We start from the raw sequence: 16,525 nt of genomic DNA, 5'->3' as shown, positions 1-16,525 counted from the left end.
CGAGCGAGGTGCGCGCGCGGCGAGAATCGATCGATCAGAAAAATGCAGGAATCGGCGACATAAATTCATTTCCCTGCGCGGCGTTCGCGGTTCAGGATGACGGCGTTCCCAGGAGCGTCCCCATGAACATCACGATCCTCGACGATTATTTCGACACGCTGCGCACGCTGCCGAGCTTTCGCAAGCTGGACGGGCAGGCGGTCACGATCTGGAACGACCATGTGCAGGACGTCGACGCGCTGGCCGAACGCCTGCGCGATACGGAGGTGCTCGTGCTGATTCGCGAGCGCACGCAGATTCGCGCGCCGCTCATCGCCCGGTTGCCGAAGCTGCGGTTGATCAGTCAGCGCAGCGTGTATCCGCATATCGACATCGACGCGTGCACCGCACACGGCGTGATCGTGTCGTCGAACCAGCATGCCGGCACGCCGTCCTATGCGGCTGCCGAACTCACCTGGGGCCTCGTGCTGGCCGCGATGCGCCAGATTCCGCAGCAGATGCGCGCGCTGCAGGCCGGCCACTGGCAAACCGGCGTGGGCCGGACGCTGCGCGGGCGTACGCTGGGCATATACGGCTACGGCCGGATCGGTGCGGAGGTCGCCCGATACGGCGCCGCGTTCGGGATGAACGTGCGGGTCTGGGCGCGCGAAGCGTCGCGGCAGCGCGCCCGCGACGACGGCTGGCACACTGCGCCGGACAAGCGCACCTTCTTCGAAACCTGCGACGTGCTTTCGTTGCACATGCGGCTCGTGCCCGCCACGCGCGGCATCGTGACGGCCGAGGATCTCGGCCGGATGAAACCCGATGCGCTGCTGGTGAACACGAGCCGCGCGGGCCTCGTCGCCGCGGGCGCGCTCGAGGCGGCATTGCAGGCCGGCCGGCCCGGGATGGCGGCGCTCGACGTGTACGAGACCGAGCCGCTGCGCGACCCGCGGCATCCGTTGCTGCGTTTGCCCAATGTCGTGTGCACGCCGCATATCGGCTACGTGACCGAGGACGAATACGAAACGCAGTTCTCGGATGTGTTCGACCAGATCGTGTCCTATGCGGCCGGACAGCCGATCCACGTGGTCAACCCGGACGTGCTCGCGCACGAAGCGGCATCGATCGAGCCGTTGATCCTCGACCTGCTCGAATGGATCGGGCCCGGCGCGCGGCCGTACGACGAGGTGATCGACGCATGGCGCACGTCGTGCCCGCGCCTGCCGGTCTGGGAGGAGGCGTGCGCGCGCGGTTACGTGGTCCGGCACCATGCGCCCGGCGGCGTGGCGGAGGTCGAAGTGAGCGAAGCCGGCCGCGCCCGTGTCCGGGCCGCGCGCGCCTGAGCGTGCGGGGCGAGCGGCCGCGCCATCCGCGCGTCATGCCGTTTTTTCGGCGACCGGCGCTGCGTCCGGATCGTACACCGTCAAGCCTTCCGTCGGATCCGTCGGCACGTCCCACGGGCGCGCGGCGATCGCCCGTTTCGCCGCGTCGTAGCCGGCCTGCCGGCGCGCCGCGATGCCGGCCGGCGTGAAATCGATGTCCTTCAACTGATTGTCGCCGTCGAGCCGCGGCGCGGCGAGCTTGATCAGGTGCATCGTCGTCTCGCATCCCCACGCGGCGAGCCGGCGCACCGCGGGCGACGCACGGTCGGCTTCCGGCACGTGCCGGACCAGCTCGCGGATCACGTGGCGCAGCCGGTGAATCTGCTGCTGGCGCGCGATGTGGCTGTCGGTGCGGCTCGCGTACTGGATGTCCTTCTGTCGCTCCGACACCTGCCAGATGCTCTCGGGCTCGGGGCCGGCCGGATTCCACATCTGCACGGAGAAGATGATCGAGCTGCGGCGCGGGTTGTCGTCGAGCACGACCTCGACCGGCGTATTCGAATACACGCCGCCGTCCCAGTACGGCGCGCCGTCGATCCGTATCGCCGGAAACGCGGGCGGCAGCGCCCCCGAACTCATGATGTGCTCGATCCCGAGCCGTGTATCGCGTGAATCGAAATAGCGCATCGTGCCCGTACACGCGTTGACGGCGCTGACGGTCAGGCGCGGATGGCCCGCGTTCAGCAAGTCGGGATCGACCAGCGACGCGAGCGTGTCGCGCAGCGGCGCGATCCGGTAGTACGACGCGCGATCGACGCCGAGGCGAGCCAGCGGCCCGAACCACGACGCCGGATTGGGCTGGAAGAAGCCCGTGATGCCGCCGCCGATGATCATCAGCTCGGCCAGCATCCGGTCCCAGCCGGGCACCAGGGGCGGGACGTCGAAACGGGTCCGCTCGGTCACGCGCCGCCAGAACGCCGACAGCTTGTCGTAGCGCTGCTCCGGCGGATTGCCCGCGATCAGCGCCGCGTTGATCGCGCCGATCGACGTGCCGACCACCCAGTCGGGCCGGATCCCGGCTTCGTCCATTGCCTGGAACACGCCGAGCTGGAACGCGCCCAGTGCGCCGCCGCCCTGGAGCACGAGCACGACTTGCCCGGGGAGGTCCATTCGTGCCGGCTGGCTCGCGGTCATGGCTTGCCTCGCTGCGTATGACGGTGGGTCGGATCCGAACAGTTCGATTCAGTTTAGGCGATCGATCGCGCGGCGTCGCCCGCCGCGCGACGGCGGCCCGCGTTTGCGTTGCCGCTCGCGTCCGACCCTTTGGCGCGGCCGGCGTCACGCGTCCGGGTAAGGCGTGCCGTCCTTGTGCAGGAACCGGCCGTCGCGGCTCGGGCTCATCAGGTCGATGTCCGGGCAGGTGATCACGTCGTCCGGCGAACGCGAGCCGACTTCGAGATAGACGGCAACCGCGTCCGACCGGTTGACCAGGTGGTGACCGTTGCCCGAGTTCTTCGGAAACGCGGCGCAGTCGCCCGCGCGCAGCACGGTCTCGCCGCCGTCCTCGATCATCACGAGCTCGCCTTCGAGCACGTAGACGAATTCGTCCTCGTCGGAATGCCAGTGCCGCTGGGCCGACCACCCGCCCGGCGGCACGCGCATCAGGTTGACGCCGAAGTCGCGCAGCCCGCCCGCGTCGCCGAGACGCTGGCGGACGCGCTGCGCGCACGGCGCGTCGAACGGCCGCGGATAGCCGCTGCCGCGGCGTTCGGGCACGGCGCCGAGGTCGATCCTGGGCATGGGCGGCTCCGTCTGCCACGCGGGCGAATGGGACGGCGATCATTGTAGGCCGATGCCGCCCGCCGTTCGTTCGCGTCGTTTGGCGGGCCGCGTCATTCGACGGTGATCGTCTCCTTCATGTACGGGTGAATCCCGCAGAACACCTTGTAGACGCCCGGCTTGTCGAAGCGAAACGAGTAGGTGTCGCCCTGGTCGAGCGCCGCCGAGTGAAAGATGCCGGCATCGTTGACGACGGTGTGCGGTTCGCCGTCGAGGTTCTTCCACGTGACGGTCGTGCCGGCCTTGATCGTGGTCGACATCGGCGAAAACATGAAATTGCGGATCGTCACGAGCGGGCCGGTCGGGCCCTGCGCGAACGCGGCGAGCGGCGTGCCGGCGGCGGCCGCGCACAGGATCAGCGCGGCGACGGTGCGGGTTGGCATGAAGCGGATCATGTCGTTCTCCTTGTTTTCATCAGGCCAGCGTCGTGTCGTGAAGCGACGACGCAACCGGATGGCCGGCGAATTCGACGGTCGTCACGCCGAGCATCGCGGGCAGCCGGTCGCGCGGCACCGTGAGCGGCACGGGGCCCGGGCCGTTGCCGGCCGTCGGCTGCGGGAACGCGGTGGAGCGCGCGGTATGGAACGTCACGTTGCCCTCGACCTTCGACACGATCTGGTGAATGTGCCCGTTCAGCACGGTGACCGAGCCGAAGCGGCGCAGCAGCGCCATCGTCTGCGGCGCGTCGCCGGTGCCCCAGCCCCACGGTTCGTAGATGGTCCACATCGGCATGTGCGAGAACACCACGATCGGCGTGCTCGACGAGCGGCCCTTCAGGTCCTGCGCGAGCCATGCGAGCTGGTCGTCGCCGAAGCTGCCGAGCCCGTTCGGCTTGAAGTGCATCACGTTGACGAGGCCGATGAAATGCACGCCCGCGTGATCGAAGCTGTAATAACCGCGGTTGTCCGACGCCTTGCCGAACCGGCCGAAATACTCGGCGCCCGACCCGTCGGTGACGTCGTGCTCGCCGGGCACCGTGTGCAGTTCCGGCACGCGCAGCGCGGCCAGCAATTGCGACGCGTGGTCGAACTCCTCGGGCTTGGACAGGTGCGTGATGTCGCCCGTATGGATGGCCAGCGCCGGCATCGCGGGCATCCCGTTGACGAGTTCGATCGTCTGCTTGAGCGTGGCCGATACATCGGGATTCGCGTCCTTGTTGAAGCCGATGTGCGTATCGCTGATCTGCACGAACAGCGGCTTGCCCGCGTCGGCCGGGCGCGCATCGCCGGTCTGCGCGAGCGCGAGGTCGAACGGCGTCAGGATGCCGCCCGACAGCGTAAACAGCGTGCCGAGGCCGCCGAAGGCCATGCATTGCAGGGCCTTGCGGCGCGACGGGCGGGTAGGGGTCGATGAAGACATGGGAGCCTCGCAATCGTGTGACGAAACCGGACGGCCGGATCGTCCTGGAATAAGCCGGCGCCTTCGGATGCGATACCGGCGAAGCGGCGGATTTATTCCCGCGCGCGACGCGGTCGACCCCCCCGTGTTCGCGGCTTCCGGGGCGCCGCGCGATGCCTGGAGGATGACCCGTCAATGTCCTGTAAGTGACACGTCATATTTGCGTCACGGCCGACCGATAGCCTGCGACTCCGAATCACCTCTCTCCGGAGCCTCTTCATGCCGAACCTCGCGGCAACGGAAACGGGCGGCGCGGTCGGCCGCCGCACGTGCACGACCCGCCTCGTGCGGTTCTTTCCGATCGTTGCCTGCGGCATCGCCCATGTCGGCGTTCATCCCGATGCCGAGCCGAGCCCCGTCAAGGAACGCGCGGTCCCGCCGTTCCTGCTGCTGTTCGTCGCGCGGCTGACGGCCGGGATGGCCGGCGCGTACGGGCTGCCGGTATGACTGCGCACGGGCTGTCCTGATTCGCGCCGCGGGGCGCGACGCCTGGCCGCGAGACCGGCGGCCGGACCCATCGACTTTCAATTCGACACAACACGCTACCGATGGATCTCAGTTTCTTCGACCCGAATCGCACCGCCAACGCGTCCGCGTGGCGCGTGCTCCCCAATCGCTGGGACGCCGTCGCGTTTCCGCTGATCATCGGCATCCTCGCGATGGCGATCGTCGGTTTTCACGAGACGATGGCGCCGATCGGCGTACTGCAGACGCAGAAGATCTCGCTCGACCCGTCGAACCTGCCCGAATACGCGTTGCGCACCACGCTGCGGATGCTCGCGGCGATGGTCGCGTCGCTCGCGTTCACGCTCGTCTACGGCACGCTCGCCGCGAAAAGCCGCCGTGCGGGCATGGTGCTGATCCCGATCCTCGACATCCTGCAGTCGGTGCCGGTGCTCGGCTACATCTCGTTTACCGTCACGTTCTTCCTCGCGCTGTTCCCGGGCCGCGTGCTCGGCGCCGAACTGGCGGCGATCTTCGCGATTTTCACGAGCCAGGCGTGGAACATGACGTTCAGCTTCTACCAGTCGCTGCGCACGGTGCCGCGCGACCTGAGCGAAGTGTCGCGCGGCTTTCACCTGACGCCGTGGCAGCGGTTCTGGAAGCTCGACGTACCGTTCTCGCTGCCGGGCCTGATCTGGAACATGATGATGTCGATGTCGGGCGGCTGGTTCTTCGTCGTCGCGTCGGAGGCGATCACGGTCGGCAACCAGACGATCACGCTGCCGGGCATCGGCGCGTATCTCGCGCAGGCGATCTCGGACAAGAACCTCGGCGCGGTCGGCTGGGTGATCGTCGCGATGTCGGTCGTGATCCTTGCCTATGACCAGTTCCTGTTCCGGCCGCTCGTCGCATGGGCCGACAAGTTCCGGATGGAGAACACCGCGTCGGGCGATGCGCCGCAATCCTGGCTGCTCGACATGATGCGCCGCACGCACCTGATCCATCAGCTGCTCGTGCCGGCCGGCTGGCTGCTGTCGCAGGCCGCGCGGATTCCGCTGCGCGTGCCGTCGCGGAAGGGCGCGCGCTCGCGCGGCGCATCGTCGCGCCGCGCATCGCGCCTCGGCGACATCGTGTGGGGCGCGTTCGTGATCCTGCTGACGGCGTACGTCGCGTGGCGCGTCGTCAGCTTCGTCGCGACCGGCGTGACGATGGGCGAGGTCGGCCACGTGCTCGTGCTCGGGCTCATCACGCTGCTGCGCGTGCTGGTGCTGATCGCGATCGCGTCGCTGGTCTGGGTGCCGCTCGGCGTGCTGATCGGGCTGCGTCCGAAGCTGGCCGAGAAGATCCAGCCGCTCGCGCAGTTCCTCGCCGCGTTCCCGGCCAACCTGCTGTTTCCGGTGTTCGTCATCGTGATCGTCCACTTCCACCTGAACGCGGACATCTGGCTGTCGCCGCTGATCGTGCTCGGCACGCAGTGGTACATCCTGTTCAACGTGATCGCGGGCGCGATGTCCTATCCGAACGACTACAAGGAAGCGACGAAGAATTTCCGCATCCGCGGCTGGCAGTGGTGGCGGCAGGCGATCCTGCCCGGCATCTTCCCGTACTACGTGACCGGTGCGATCACCGCGTCGGGCGGCGCATGGAACGCGAGCATCGTGTCCGAGTTCGTGCAGTGGGGCGACACGAAGGTCATTGCGCACGGCCTTGGCGCGTACATCGCGCAGACCACCGCCGCCGGCGATTTCCCGAAGATCATCCTGGGCATCGCCGTGATGTCCCTGTTCGTCACCCTGTTCAACCGTCTGCTGTGGCGTCCGATGTACGCCTACGCGGAATCCCGGCTCCGTCTCGATTGAGAGTAAGCGCGATGCAACCAAATTCGACCGTTATCAACGCACCCGCCAAGACGTCCCAGCCGCTGCAGCCGCCGCGCCTCGGCGAGGAAATCCTGCGCGTCGAGCACGTCAACCGCGGCTTCAACAAGACGCAGGGCGAACTGCTCGTGCTCGACGATGCGAACCTGTCGCTGCGCGAAGGCGAGATCGTCGGGCTGCTCGGCCGTTCGGGCTCGGGCAAGTCGACGCTGCTGCGCATCATCGCCGGCCTGATCGAACCGACCGGCGGCGAGGTGACCTACCTCGGCAAGCCGCTGACCGGCCCGGCCGAAGGCGTCGCGATGGTGTTCCAGACCTTCGCGCTGTTCCCGTGGCTCACCGTGCTGCAGAACGTGGAAGCCGGCCTCGAGGCGCTCGGCGTCGGCGCGCGCGAGCGGCGCGAGCGCGCGCTGGCCGCGATCGACCTGATCGGTCTGGACGGCTTCGAGAACGCGTACCCGCGCGAGCTGTCGGGCGGCATGCGCCAGCGCGTCGGTTTTGCGCGCGCGCTCGTGGTCGATCCGACGATCCTGCTGATGGACGAGCCGTTCTCGGCGCTCGACGTGCTGACGGCCGAAACGCTGCGTACCGACCTGCTCGATCTGTGGACGCAGGGCCGCATGCCGATCAAGTCGGTGCTGATCGTCACGCACAACATCGAGGAAGCCGTGTTCATGTGCGACCGGATCCTCGTGCTGTCGTCGAACCCGGGCCGCGTGATCGCCGAGATCAAGGTGCCGTTCAAGCATCCGCGCAACCGGCTCGATACCGATTTCCGCAAGCTGGTCGACGACATCTACGCGAAGATGACGGCGCGCCAGACCGGCGAGGCGACGAAGAAGGGGCTCGAACTCGGCAGCTGGATGCCGCGCGTGTCGACCAACCTGATGGCCGGCCTGATCGAGACGCTCGCGATGGCGCCGTACCACGGCCGCGCGGACATGCCGGAAATCGCGCGTACGCTGCATCTGGAAGTCGACGAACTGTTCCCGATCGCCGAAGTGCTGCAGCACCTCGGTTTCGCGGACGTGCGCGAAGGCGACGTGTTCCTGACGCCGCCCGCACGCGTGTTCGCGGAATTCGGCACGCAGGAGCGCAAGCTGATGTTTGCGGATCACCTGCTGAAGCACGTGCCGCTGGCGGCACGGATCAGGAAGGTGCTGAACGAGCGCCCGGGCCATCGCGCGCCGCGCGTGCGCTTCGAGCAGGAACTGGAGGATTTCCTGTCGGACGAAGCAGCCGAGGAAACGCTCGACGCGGTGATCGACTGGGGCCGTTACGGCGAAGTCTTTTCGTACAACGACAAGACGGAGGTGTTCAGTCTGGAGGATGTCGAGAGCTGAGGGCCGGGCCCGGATGGCGAGCGATCGTCATTCGGGCAAATCCCGCTGATTCGTATCCTGCTCGATCCCCCCGGTACTGAGCCGCTCGATCTTCTCCATCCGCTGCCGCGCGAGTTCCGGCAGCCGGTTCGTCACGCCGATCACCAGCGCTTCGGCGAGCGCCAGCGCCGGCACGTTGGTCTGCAGCATCGCGAACGGGCGCCCCTGGATCCGCAGCACGATTTCCGCGAATTCGCCGATCGGCGAGCGCCATTCGTCGGTGATCAGCAGGATGCGCGTGCCGAGCCGGTGCGCGGCCTGCGCGAAGCGGATGCTGTCCTTCTGGTAACGGCGGAAATCGAAGATCACGAGCACGTCGTCGCGCCCCATGTCGACCAGTGCGGCCGACGCGAGATTCACGTTCGGCTCGACATGGTGGACATGCGGCCGCGCGTAGGCCAGCGTGAACGAAAACAGCGACGCGAGCGGCGCCGTATAGCGCCCGCCGCCGCAGAAGACGCGCACGCCCGGATCGGCCAGCACCGCCACCGCGGCGTCGAATGCCGCCGCGTCGAGCTTGTCGATCGTGGCCGCGAGCGACCCGGACAGCCGCTCGAAAATCGCCGCATGACTGTCGCGCATGCCCGTTTCCGAGTGGAATGCGTCCATCCGCGCGAGCGGCGAATTCATGGCGGTGTCGATCTCGTCGTGCAGCGCCTGCTGGAACGACGAGTAGTTCGGAAAACCGATGCGGACGACGAAGCGGAATACGGTCGGGTCGCTGACTTCCGCCTGCTTCGCGAACTGCGCGATGGGCCCCAGCCCGAGACTGGGATAGCGATCCAGCAACGCCTGCGCGACTTTCTGTTCCGACGGCGTGAAGCTATCCATCTGGGATAGCAGCAACGCCCTGATGCTCGTCCCCATCGGGCACTCCGGCTCTCTTATCTGAATGACAAACGGCAGACCTGGGTCTGCAGGCGACTCCGCGCATGTTAGCCGATCGACGGGCGGCGGGCCGCGACCGTCCCGATATGGGAGGGACGTCTCGCCTGTTCCGATGGCGCGTGCATGAGTGTAATGAAATAAACATGTGAAGGGATTTTTATTGACGAATCACCGCCTTGGATTCAGTGATAACCCTAGGTTTTGGCCCAAAAAACGAGTGCTATGATCGCGCCTCGCTGAAATGTATCGTTTATTACATGGTTGTCGAGCGACGCATGCCGGCCCGGTCCGGTTTATTTGTCTGGAGGATTCCGTCATGAGGCGGCTCGTAGTACTCACCCTGTTGTCGGCCGTGAGCGTGTGCGCGTTCGCCGCATCGGACCCGGCGGTCGAAGCGAAGAACGGCATGGTCGTGTCGTCGCAGCACTTCGCGTCGCAGATCGGCGTCGACATCCTGAAGGCGGGCGGCAACGCGGTGGACGCGGCGGTGGCGGTCGGCTATGCGCAGGCCGTGACGAATTCGTGCTGCGGCAACATCGGCGGCGGCGGTTTCATGACGCTCCACCTGGCCGACGGCCGCGACCGCTTCATCAATTTCCGCGAGACCGCGCCGGCCGCGGCGTCCGCGAACATGTATCTCGATGCGGCGGGCAACGTCATTCCGGAGCAGAGCCTGTACGGTTATCGCGCGGTCGGCGTGCCGGGCACGGTGGCCGGCCTCGATCTCGCGCAGCGCAAGTACGGGAAACTCACGCGCAAGCAGGTGATGGCGCCGGCGATCCGGCTCGCGCGCGACGGCTTCGTGCTGACGCGCGGCGATACGGACATTCTCGATACGACGGTCGAACGCTTCAGGAAGGACCCGGAAGCCGCGCGCATCTTCCTGCGCCCGGACGGCACGCCGCTGCAGCCAGGCGACCGCCTGGTGCAGAAGGACCTGGCCCGCACGCTCGAGCGCATCGCGGAGCAGGGGCCCGACGCGTTCTATCACGGCGAGATTCCGAAGATCGTCGAAGCGGCCGCCAGGCGCGGCGGCGGCGTGATCACGGCCGCCGACTTCGCGTCCTACCGCGCGCAGGACATGGCGCCGCTGACGTGCACGTATCGCGGCTACGAGTTCGTGTCGGCGCCGCCGCCGAGCTCGGGCGGCGTGACGATGTGCGAGACGCTGAACATCCTCGAAGGGTATGACCTGCGCAAGCTCGGCTATCACTCGGCCGCTGCGGTCCATTACATGACCGAAGCGATGCGCCATGCATACGAAGACCGCAACACGCTGCTCGGCGATCCGAACTTCATCGACAACCCGGTCGCGAAGCTGACGAGCAAGGAATACGCGGCGCAGATCCGCAAGAGCATCCATGCCGACACGGCCACGCCGTCGGTCGACGTGCAGCCCGGTGTCGGCGTGCACGAGAAGCCGGAAACGACGCATTACTCGATCGTCGACCACGACGGCAACGCGGTGTCGACGACCTATACGGTCAACGGCCGTTTCGGCGCCGTGGTCATCGCGCCGGGCACGGGCTTCTTCCTGAACGACGAGATGGACGACTTCACGGTGAAGGTCGGCGCGCAGAACCTGTTCGGCCTCGTGCAGGGCACGCGCAACTCGATCGCGCCGGGCAAGCGTCCGCTGTCGTCGATGGCGCCGACCATCGTCAAGAAGGACGGCAAGGTGTTCATGGTGGTCGGGTCGCCGGGCGGCTCGCGCATCATCACGATCACGCTGCAGACCGTGCTGAACGTGATCGACTACGGGATGACGCCGCAGGACGCGGTCGCCGCGCCGCGCATCCATCACCAGTGGCTGCCGGACGAGGTCTATTACGAAACCTACGGCCTGTCGCCCGATACGCTCGCGATCCTGCGCAACATGGGCTACAAGATGGTCGAGCAGACGCCCTGGGGGGCCGCCGAGCTGATCCTGGTCGGCCTGCCGGGCACCGAAGCGGCGAGCCGCCAGAGTTCCGGGAACGATTCGTCGGTGTCCGGCAACGTGCGGCCCGGTTTCATCTACGGCTACAACGATCCGCGCCGTCCGGCCGGTTCGGCGATCGGCTACTGAGCCGGTCGCATCCCGCTGAACTGCCGCCGCCGGTGTTTGCTTTCCCGCGAATGCCGTCGCGGCGGCGGCAGGTCCGTTCGCGGACACTCGCAAGCCCGACCGGCTTGCCACGCGCGCCCCGCGGCACGGCACGGCTCGCGCGCGGTTTTATCCGTCAACCCCTTTACCGTGCACGGACTCCGTCATGAACAAACGAATGTCAGCGGCAGGCTGGATCCTGCTCGCGATGGCGGCCGGCATCTTCATCGGCTACCTGATCTACACGCAGCTTCCGGACAAGCAGTCGGCCGCTGAAATCGCCGGCTACATCTCGCTCGTGTCCGACGTGTTCCTGCGGCTGATCAAGATGGTGATCGGCCCGCTGGTGTTCTCGACCCTCGTCGTCGGCATCGCGCACATGGGCGACGCGTCGTCGGTCGGGCGCGTGTTCGTGAAGGCGTTCGGCTGGTTCGTCACCGCGTCGCTGGTCTCGCTGCTGCTGGGCCTGCTGATGGCGAACCTGCTGCGGCCCGGCGAGAACCTCGGGCTGCCGCTGCCGGATATCGGCGCGTCCGCGCACCTCGCGACCTCCAAGTTCACGTTGAAGGATTTCGTCGGCCACATGGTGCCGAAATCGATCGCCGAGGCGATGGCGAACAACGAGATCCTGCAGATCGTCGTGTTCTCGATGTTCTTCGGCGTCGCGCTGTCGGCGCTCGGCGAGCATGGCAAGATTCTCGTCGCCGCGATCGACCAGCTCGCGCACGTGATGCTGAAGATCACCGGCTACGTGATGAAGCTCGCGCCGCTCGCGGTGATGGCCGCGATGGCGTCGACCGTCGCGGTCAACGGGCTGTCGATCCTGCTGAAGTTCGCGGTGTTCATGGGCGACTTCTACATGAGCCTCATGCTGCTGTGGGCGACGCTCGTCGCCGCCGGGCTGCTGTTCCTCGGCCGCCGGGTGTTCAGGCTGCTGGTGCTGATCAAGGAAGCGTTCATGCTGTCGTTCGCGACCGCGAGCTCGGAAGCCGCGTACCCGAAGATCCTCGATGCGCTCGACCGGTTCGGCGTGCGCCGCAAGATCTCGAGCTTCGTGATGCCGATGGGGTATTCGTTCAACCTCGACGGCTCGATGATGTACTGCACGTTCGCGTCGCTGTTCATCGCGCAGGCCTACAACATCCACCTGTCGCTCGGCACGCAGGTCACGATGCTGCTGGTCCTGATGCTGACGTCGAAAGGGATGGCCGGCGTGCCGCGCGCGTCGCTCGTCGTGATCGCCGCGACGCTGCACCAGTTCAACATCCCGGAAGCCGGGCTGCTGCTGATTCTTGGCGTCGACACGTTCCTCGACATGGGGCGCTCGGCCACGAACGCGGTCGGCAATTCGATTGCCAGCGCGGTGGTCGCGAAGTGGGAGGGCGAGCTGATGTCGGAGTCCGAAGCACTGGCGCATGCCGCGCATCTCGATGCCGAACTCGAGCGGCAGAACGGCGATCCGCGCACGCCGGCCGGCTCGGCGATCGGTTCCTGACCGGCCTTGGACGGCCCGACGGCCGCCGTCGGGCCGCGATCGGGGGAGGTTTCCCCGCTTCAGGGGCGGGCTGCCGTACCCGCCCCGACGGGAACGTGCTCGAGATACGACGTGTTGGCCAGGTCGTCCCGGATATAGCGTCCGCCGTCCTCGTACATGAAGATGTGCCAGTCGTAGTTTCCGCGCATCAGGTCGTGCCACATTCCGACGTAGTGCTCGAGCTGCCGCCATTCCTGTTCGCCGGCGGCGGCCGGCAGCACGTCGCTTTGCCGTAACGCGCGCTGCTGACGCGTGAATTCCCGATAGGCATCGTCCACCAGGCGCCGGCATTCGTCGATGGCGCGATCGAGCGGCCACCCGCGCTCCCGCTCCAGCACCATCACGAAGTTGTGGACTTCCCCCAGGTGCTTTTCGCGCTCGTACGAGAAGACGTCGTTGACGAGAAACACGGTGTCGAGACTGAGATCGCCCAGTTGGCGCACCGCCGGATGAGTAATCGTGCGCGGAGCGATTTCGTATCCGCAGGTCGCCTCCAGGTGATCGAGCAGCACGCGGGCGCCGACCGATTCGCGACGGGGTTCCCAGAAGGTATACAGGCTCGGGTACCGGCCGGCGGCATGCCAGTCCGCTTCCCTGAGCCAGCCGTTGAAGAACTGGCGCCAGTGTTCCTGCGCGCGGCGGCGCCAGTGTTCCGACATGTCGTGCGATGCGCGATGCCAGATGTCGAGAAAGGCGCGAATCAGCGGCGTGTTGCGCGCGACGGACCGGTCGTCCGGATCCCAGGTCAACGCAAAGTAAGGCGCGAGGAAATCGCGGACACGCTGCGGACTTTTCGCGACCAGCCCGCAGGTATCTTCGAGAAGGCCCATCAGCGTGACGAAGTCGGCTGCCAGCTGCACCGCGCGTTCGGGCAGGTTGGGCCAGGTCAGTGCCGCGAACGACGGGCCGCCGATCTGCAGTATGCATTTGGCGGCTTCGTCGTCGCTGGTCTGCAGGCCCATGCGTTTCAACCATGCGCCGTCGCCCGCGTCGAAGCGTCTCGGATCGTGGCGGGCATCGGACAGGCGGGGAAGGGCGAAATGCACGTTGGGCATGGAGCACACTCCAGGAGCGTCGAGCCGGGCGCGGATGCGTGTTCAGATACTAGTGAATCGTGCCCGGGATGCAAGCGCGTCGTTCAGGCAAGCGTGCCTGTCAGCATCATTGCATCGGCATTCGAAATATTCCCGTGCGCTGTTGCGACGATGCGGGCAAACACGGGCGGCCCGCACGTCACACGGCTTCCACCGTGTCGATGCACGCCGCGAGCACCATCGCGGCGGCGTTGCCCGGCGTCGAGCCGAGCAGTTGCGGCGCGTAGACGCTGTCGCCGATTTCGATCGCGCGCCCCGACAGCGCGCATACGCCGCGCTTGCGCGTCGTGAACAGCCGCCATTTCTGGTAGCCGTAATGCCCGGTGCACGCGTCGCGCCACGAAATCATCACGGTGTCGGCCGTGGGCCGCTCGAGCACGCTGATGGCCGGCTTGCTCGAGGCGTCCCACGACGGCAACCGGTCGCGCGTGACGGTGCGCCGCCGCGGGCCGCCCCACGAGACGGACGGCATGTCGAAACTGCCGATCGCGGCGACGGTCATGAGCCAGGGCGCTGCAGGGTTGTTCATGTCATGTCCCTCGAAACGTTACGTGGTGCCGCCACGCGCGGCATCACGACAGGCGGATGCGCGGCTGCACCCAGCCGTTGATCCGTTCGGCGATCCACAGCAGGGTCGCCTTGGAGAAACCGTGCAGCGCCTGCTGGTGCCGCCGGTAGAGCATCAGGTGGCTGAACTGCGCGAAACGCCCCTGGATGAAGCCGCCGCGAAAGAACCCGAACTGCCCGAGCGTGCCGAACGCGTCGTAGTCGCTGATCGATACGAGCGCGCCGAAATCGTGGAACGCGAACGGCGGCATCGGCGTGCCGTCGAGCCACGCGGGCAGGTGCTTCGCGAGATGTTCGGCCTGCTGCGTCGCGACCTGCGCGGTGGGCGGCAGCGGCCGCTCGTGGCCGTCGGGCAACAGGCTCGCGCAATCGCCGATCGCGAACACGCGTTCGTCGCCCGTGGCCTGCAGCGTCGGGCCGACGACGACCTGGTTCGCGCGGTTCGTGTCGAGCCCGCCGAGCGCCTGCATGAAATCCGGCGCCTTCACGCCGGCTGCCCAGACCATCAGGTCCGCTTCGGCGAACGAACCGTCGCCGTAGTGGAATCCGTTCGCATCGGCCGACGTGACGCGCGTCGACGTCAGCACGTGAAAACCGATCTGTTCGAGCCGCCGCTGCGCGGACGCGGAAATCCGCGGCGGAAACGCGTTCAGGATGCGCGGGCCGCTTTCGAGCAGCGTGAGCTGCAGCCGCTCGCGCACGGTCTCGTCGCCATAGGCCTGCGCGACCTCCAGCAGGCGGCTCAGCTCCGCCGCGAGTTCGACGCCCGTCGCGCCCGCGCCGACGATCGCGACGCGAAACGGTTCGTCGCGCGCGATGCTGCGGAACACGCGCATCCGCAACGCTTCGTTGAAGGTCTCGGCCTGCTGCTGGCTGTCGATGAAGTAGCAGTGCTCGCGCACGCCCGGCACGCCGAAATCGTTGGCCTGGCTGCCGAGCGCGAGGATCAGCACGTCGTATTCGAGTTCACGCGCCTCGATCACCACCGCGCCGTCCTGCGAGCGGATCTCGCCAAGCTGCACGCGGCGGCGCGCACGATCGAGCCCCTTCAGTTCGCCGGGCTGGTACGTGTAGCCGTGGTCGCGGGCATGGGCGAGGAAGATCACCTGCTGCTGCTGGACGTCGCGCGTGCCGGCCGCGATCGTGTGCAGCATCGGCTTCCAGATGTGCGTCGGACTGCGGTCGACGACGGTGACCTGCGCCCGCCCGGACCGGCCGAGACGCTCGCCCAGGCGGGTCGCAAGCTGCAGCCCGGCGATCCCGCCGCCGACGATGACGATGCGTGTAGGGGTTGTCATGGATAAATCATCACGTGATGAATAAGGTATGATCCTAGCGCTTCCCGGCTCCGCGTGTCAACGGAGTCGGGCGGGCAGCCTCGTTACGGGACGTGAAACCGGGGCCCGAACACAGGCATTCGAACCAATCAAGGGGAGCAGGAAAACGTGGCTGAAGTCACTGAGCGCGTGCCGTCGAAGCGGCGTACGCGCGGGCGGCCGCTGGCGGATGCGTCCGTCGGTCCGGACGTGATATTGCGGGCCGCGCGCCGCACCTTCGCGAAGCGCGGCTACGATGCGACGAGCGTGCGCGAGGTCGCGCGCGAACTGGGCATCGACGCGGCGCTGATCGCCCATCATTTCGGCGCGAAGGAAACGTTGTGGCTGGCCGTGGTCGAGCAGATCGCCGAGCTGGCCGCGCCGTTGTTCGATGCGCTGCGCGCGCTGCGCGCGTCGTCGCTGCCGCATCGCGACCGCGTGCGGCGCGCGCTCGAGCTGTGCGTCGATCACGAGTTCGCGGAGCCGGATATCGGCATGTTCTTCTCGACCGCGGCGACCGAGGAGGGCGCGCGGCTCGACCGGCTGCAGGAGCGGCTCGTGCGCCCGTATCACGATGCGATGTTTCCGCTGCTGGCGGAGGCGGTCGAGGCGGGCACGATCCGCCCGGTCGATCCGAACATGCTGTTCTTCATGATCGCGAGCGCGATCGGCATGACGGTGTCGTACAGCCACATGATGCTGGAGTTCACGTCGCTGCCGACGCGGCCGGAGGCGTTCCGGCAGGCCGTGCTCGACGTCGTGTTCGGCGTCGTCGGCGACTGACGGCCGCCGCGCG

Annotated in this window: 14 protein-coding genes and 1 pseudogene; 7 read left to right on the top strand and 8 right to left on the bottom strand. The window is 67.1% G+C overall.

What is annotated here, in order from left to right; translation table 11 throughout:
- Window positions 1-122: 122 nt before the first annotated feature.
- Window positions 123-1,091 (top strand): annotated as a pseudogene (locus tag AC1VVG_RS29295) (D-2-hydroxyacid dehydrogenase family protein); the annotation flags it as partial.
- 267 nt (window positions 1,092-1,358) lie between these two features.
- Here the strand turns inward: AC1VVG_RS29295 and AC1VVG_RS29290 are convergent.
- The 4 genes from AC1VVG_RS29290 to AC1VVG_RS29275 all read right to left on the bottom strand — a co-directional run bounded on the left by AC1VVG_RS29290 (window position 1,359) and on the right by AC1VVG_RS29275 (window position 4,502).
- Window positions 1,359-2,498 carry a patatin-like phospholipase family protein gene (locus AC1VVG_RS29290; RefSeq protein ID WP_034189503.1) on the bottom strand — a complete coding sequence of 380 codons (1,140 nt, stop codon included), beginning with the start codon at window positions 2,496-2,498 and terminating at the stop codon, window positions 1,359-1,361.
- Window positions 2,499-2,642: 144 nt separating this feature from the next.
- Entirely contained in the window at window positions 2,643-3,104 is a 462-nt protein-coding gene (locus AC1VVG_RS29285) for a cupin domain-containing protein (protein ID WP_049031278.1), read from the bottom strand.
- A gap of 92 nt (window positions 3,105-3,196) precedes the next feature.
- The gene (locus tag AC1VVG_RS29280) at window positions 3,197-3,538 is read right to left on the bottom strand and encodes a plastocyanin/azurin family copper-binding protein (RefSeq protein WP_034189505.1); all 342 of its coding nucleotides are present in this window, start codon (window positions 3,536-3,538) and stop codon (window positions 3,197-3,199) included.
- Between the two features lie 19 nt (window positions 3,539-3,557).
- On the bottom strand, window positions 3,558-4,502 hold the full coding sequence (locus AC1VVG_RS29275; protein WP_034189506.1) for a metallophosphoesterase family protein: 945 nt from the start codon (window positions 4,500-4,502) through the stop codon (window positions 3,558-3,560).
- A gap of 258 nt (window positions 4,503-4,760) precedes the next feature.
- On the opposite strand from AC1VVG_RS29275, the gene AC1VVG_RS29270 reads away from it, so the two are divergent.
- The 3 genes from AC1VVG_RS29270 (at window position 4,761) to AC1VVG_RS29260 (ending at window position 8,205) form a co-directional block, all read left to right on the top strand.
- Window positions 4,761-4,988, top strand: coding sequence for a hypothetical protein (locus tag AC1VVG_RS29270; protein ID WP_034189507.1), 228 nt, complete (start codon window positions 4,761-4,763; stop codon window positions 4,986-4,988).
- Window positions 4,989-5,089: 101 nt separating this feature from the next.
- Window positions 5,090-6,844: an ABC transporter permease gene (locus AC1VVG_RS29265; RefSeq protein ID WP_206141232.1), complete on the top strand. Its 1,755-nt coding sequence runs from the start codon at window positions 5,090-5,092 to the stop codon at window positions 6,842-6,844.
- Between the two features lie 11 nt (window positions 6,845-6,855).
- Window positions 6,856-8,205: an ABC transporter ATP-binding protein gene (locus AC1VVG_RS29260; protein ID WP_206141233.1), complete on the top strand. Its 1,350-nt coding sequence runs from the start codon at window positions 6,856-6,858 to the stop codon at window positions 8,203-8,205.
- 27 nt (window positions 8,206-8,232) lie between these two features.
- Here AC1VVG_RS29260 and AC1VVG_RS29255 read toward each other — a convergent pair whose 3' ends face one another.
- Complete coding sequence (locus AC1VVG_RS29255; protein ID WP_034189944.1) at window positions 8,233-9,111, bottom strand: MurR/RpiR family transcriptional regulator; 879 nt, start codon at window positions 9,109-9,111, stop codon at window positions 8,233-8,235.
- 337 nt (window positions 9,112-9,448) lie between these two features.
- On the opposite strand from AC1VVG_RS29255, the gene ggt reads away from it, so the two are divergent.
- A complete protein-coding gene (ggt, locus tag AC1VVG_RS29250) occupies window positions 9,449-11,200 on the top strand; it encodes a gamma-glutamyltransferase (RefSeq protein WP_034189943.1) in 1,752 nt (583 codons plus the stop codon).
- Between the two features lie 184 nt (window positions 11,201-11,384).
- Window positions 11,385-12,713, top strand: a complete 1,329-nt coding sequence (locus AC1VVG_RS29245; RefSeq protein WP_482837034.1) for a dicarboxylate/amino acid:cation symporter — start codon at window positions 11,385-11,387, stop codon at window positions 12,711-12,713.
- Between the two features lie 59 nt (window positions 12,714-12,772).
- On the opposite strand, the gene AC1VVG_RS29240 is transcribed toward AC1VVG_RS29245, so the two are convergent.
- The 3 genes from AC1VVG_RS29240 to AC1VVG_RS29230 all read right to left on the bottom strand — a co-directional run bounded on the left by AC1VVG_RS29240 (window position 12,773) and on the right by AC1VVG_RS29230 (window position 15,711).
- Complete coding sequence (locus AC1VVG_RS29240) at window positions 12,773-13,807, bottom strand: terpene synthase family protein (protein WP_482837032.1); 1,035 nt, start codon at window positions 13,805-13,807, stop codon at window positions 12,773-12,775.
- Between the two features lie 178 nt (window positions 13,808-13,985).
- Window positions 13,986-14,375 (bottom strand): DUF3331 domain-containing protein, encoded by a 390-nt coding sequence (locus AC1VVG_RS29235; protein ID WP_034189940.1) that lies wholly within the window; start codon window positions 14,373-14,375, stop codon window positions 13,986-13,988.
- 43 nt (window positions 14,376-14,418) lie between these two features.
- Window positions 14,419-15,711, bottom strand: a complete 1,293-nt coding sequence (locus AC1VVG_RS29230; protein WP_034189939.1) for an NAD(P)/FAD-dependent oxidoreductase — start codon at window positions 15,709-15,711, stop codon at window positions 14,419-14,421.
- Window positions 15,712-15,858: 147 nt separating this feature from the next.
- Here AC1VVG_RS29230 and AC1VVG_RS29225 point away from each other — a divergent pair, with 147 nt between their 5' ends.
- A complete protein-coding gene (locus tag AC1VVG_RS29225) occupies window positions 15,859-16,512 on the top strand; it encodes a TetR/AcrR family transcriptional regulator (protein WP_069706357.1) in 654 nt (217 codons plus the stop codon).
- Window positions 16,513-16,525: the final 13 nt, after the last annotated feature.

This window comes from Burkholderia sp. L-4 (assembly GCF_056856535.1).
This window is presented reverse-complemented; position numbering and strand designations above follow the sequence as displayed.

Coding starts and splice junctions, on each gene's coding strand:
- AC1VVG_RS29235 (WP_034189940.1), bottom strand. CDS start 14,375: ATGAACAACCCTGCAGCGCCCTGGCTCATGACCGTCGCCGCGATCGGC.
- AC1VVG_RS29275 (WP_034189506.1), bottom strand. CDS start 4,502: ATGTCTTCATCGACCCCTACCCGCCCGTCGCGCCGCAAGGCCCTGCAA.
- AC1VVG_RS29280 (WP_034189505.1), bottom strand. CDS start 3,538: ATGATCCGCTTCATGCCAACCCGCACCGTCGCCGCGCTGATCCTGTGC.
- AC1VVG_RS29230 (WP_034189939.1), bottom strand. CDS start 15,711: ATGACAACCCCTACACGCATCGTCATCGTCGGCGGCGGGATCGCCGGG.
- AC1VVG_RS29240 (WP_482837032.1), bottom strand. CDS start 13,807: ATGCCCAACGTGCATTTCGCCCTTCCCCGCCTGTCCGATGCCCGCCAC.
- AC1VVG_RS29265 (WP_206141232.1), top strand. CDS start 5,090: ATGGATCTCAGTTTCTTCGACCCGAATCGCACCGCCAACGCGTCCGCG.
- AC1VVG_RS29255 (WP_034189944.1), bottom strand. CDS start 9,111: ATGGGGACGAGCATCAGGGCGTTGCTGCTATCCCAGATGGATAGCTTC.
- AC1VVG_RS29245 (WP_482837034.1), top strand. CDS start 11,385: ATGAACAAACGAATGTCAGCGGCAGGCTGGATCCTGCTCGCGATGGCG.
- AC1VVG_RS29260 (WP_206141233.1), top strand. CDS start 6,856: ATGCAACCAAATTCGACCGTTATCAACGCACCCGCCAAGACGTCCCAG.
- AC1VVG_RS29270 (WP_034189507.1), top strand. CDS start 4,761: ATGCCGAACCTCGCGGCAACGGAAACGGGCGGCGCGGTCGGCCGCCGC.
- AC1VVG_RS29290 (WP_034189503.1), bottom strand. CDS start 2,498: ATGACCGCGAGCCAGCCGGCACGAATGGACCTCCCCGGGCAAGTCGTG.
- AC1VVG_RS29285 (WP_049031278.1), bottom strand. CDS start 3,104: ATGCCCAGGATCGACCTCGGCGCCGTGCCCGAACGCCGCGGCAGCGGC.
- ggt (WP_034189943.1), top strand. CDS start 9,449: ATGAGGCGGCTCGTAGTACTCACCCTGTTGTCGGCCGTGAGCGTGTGC.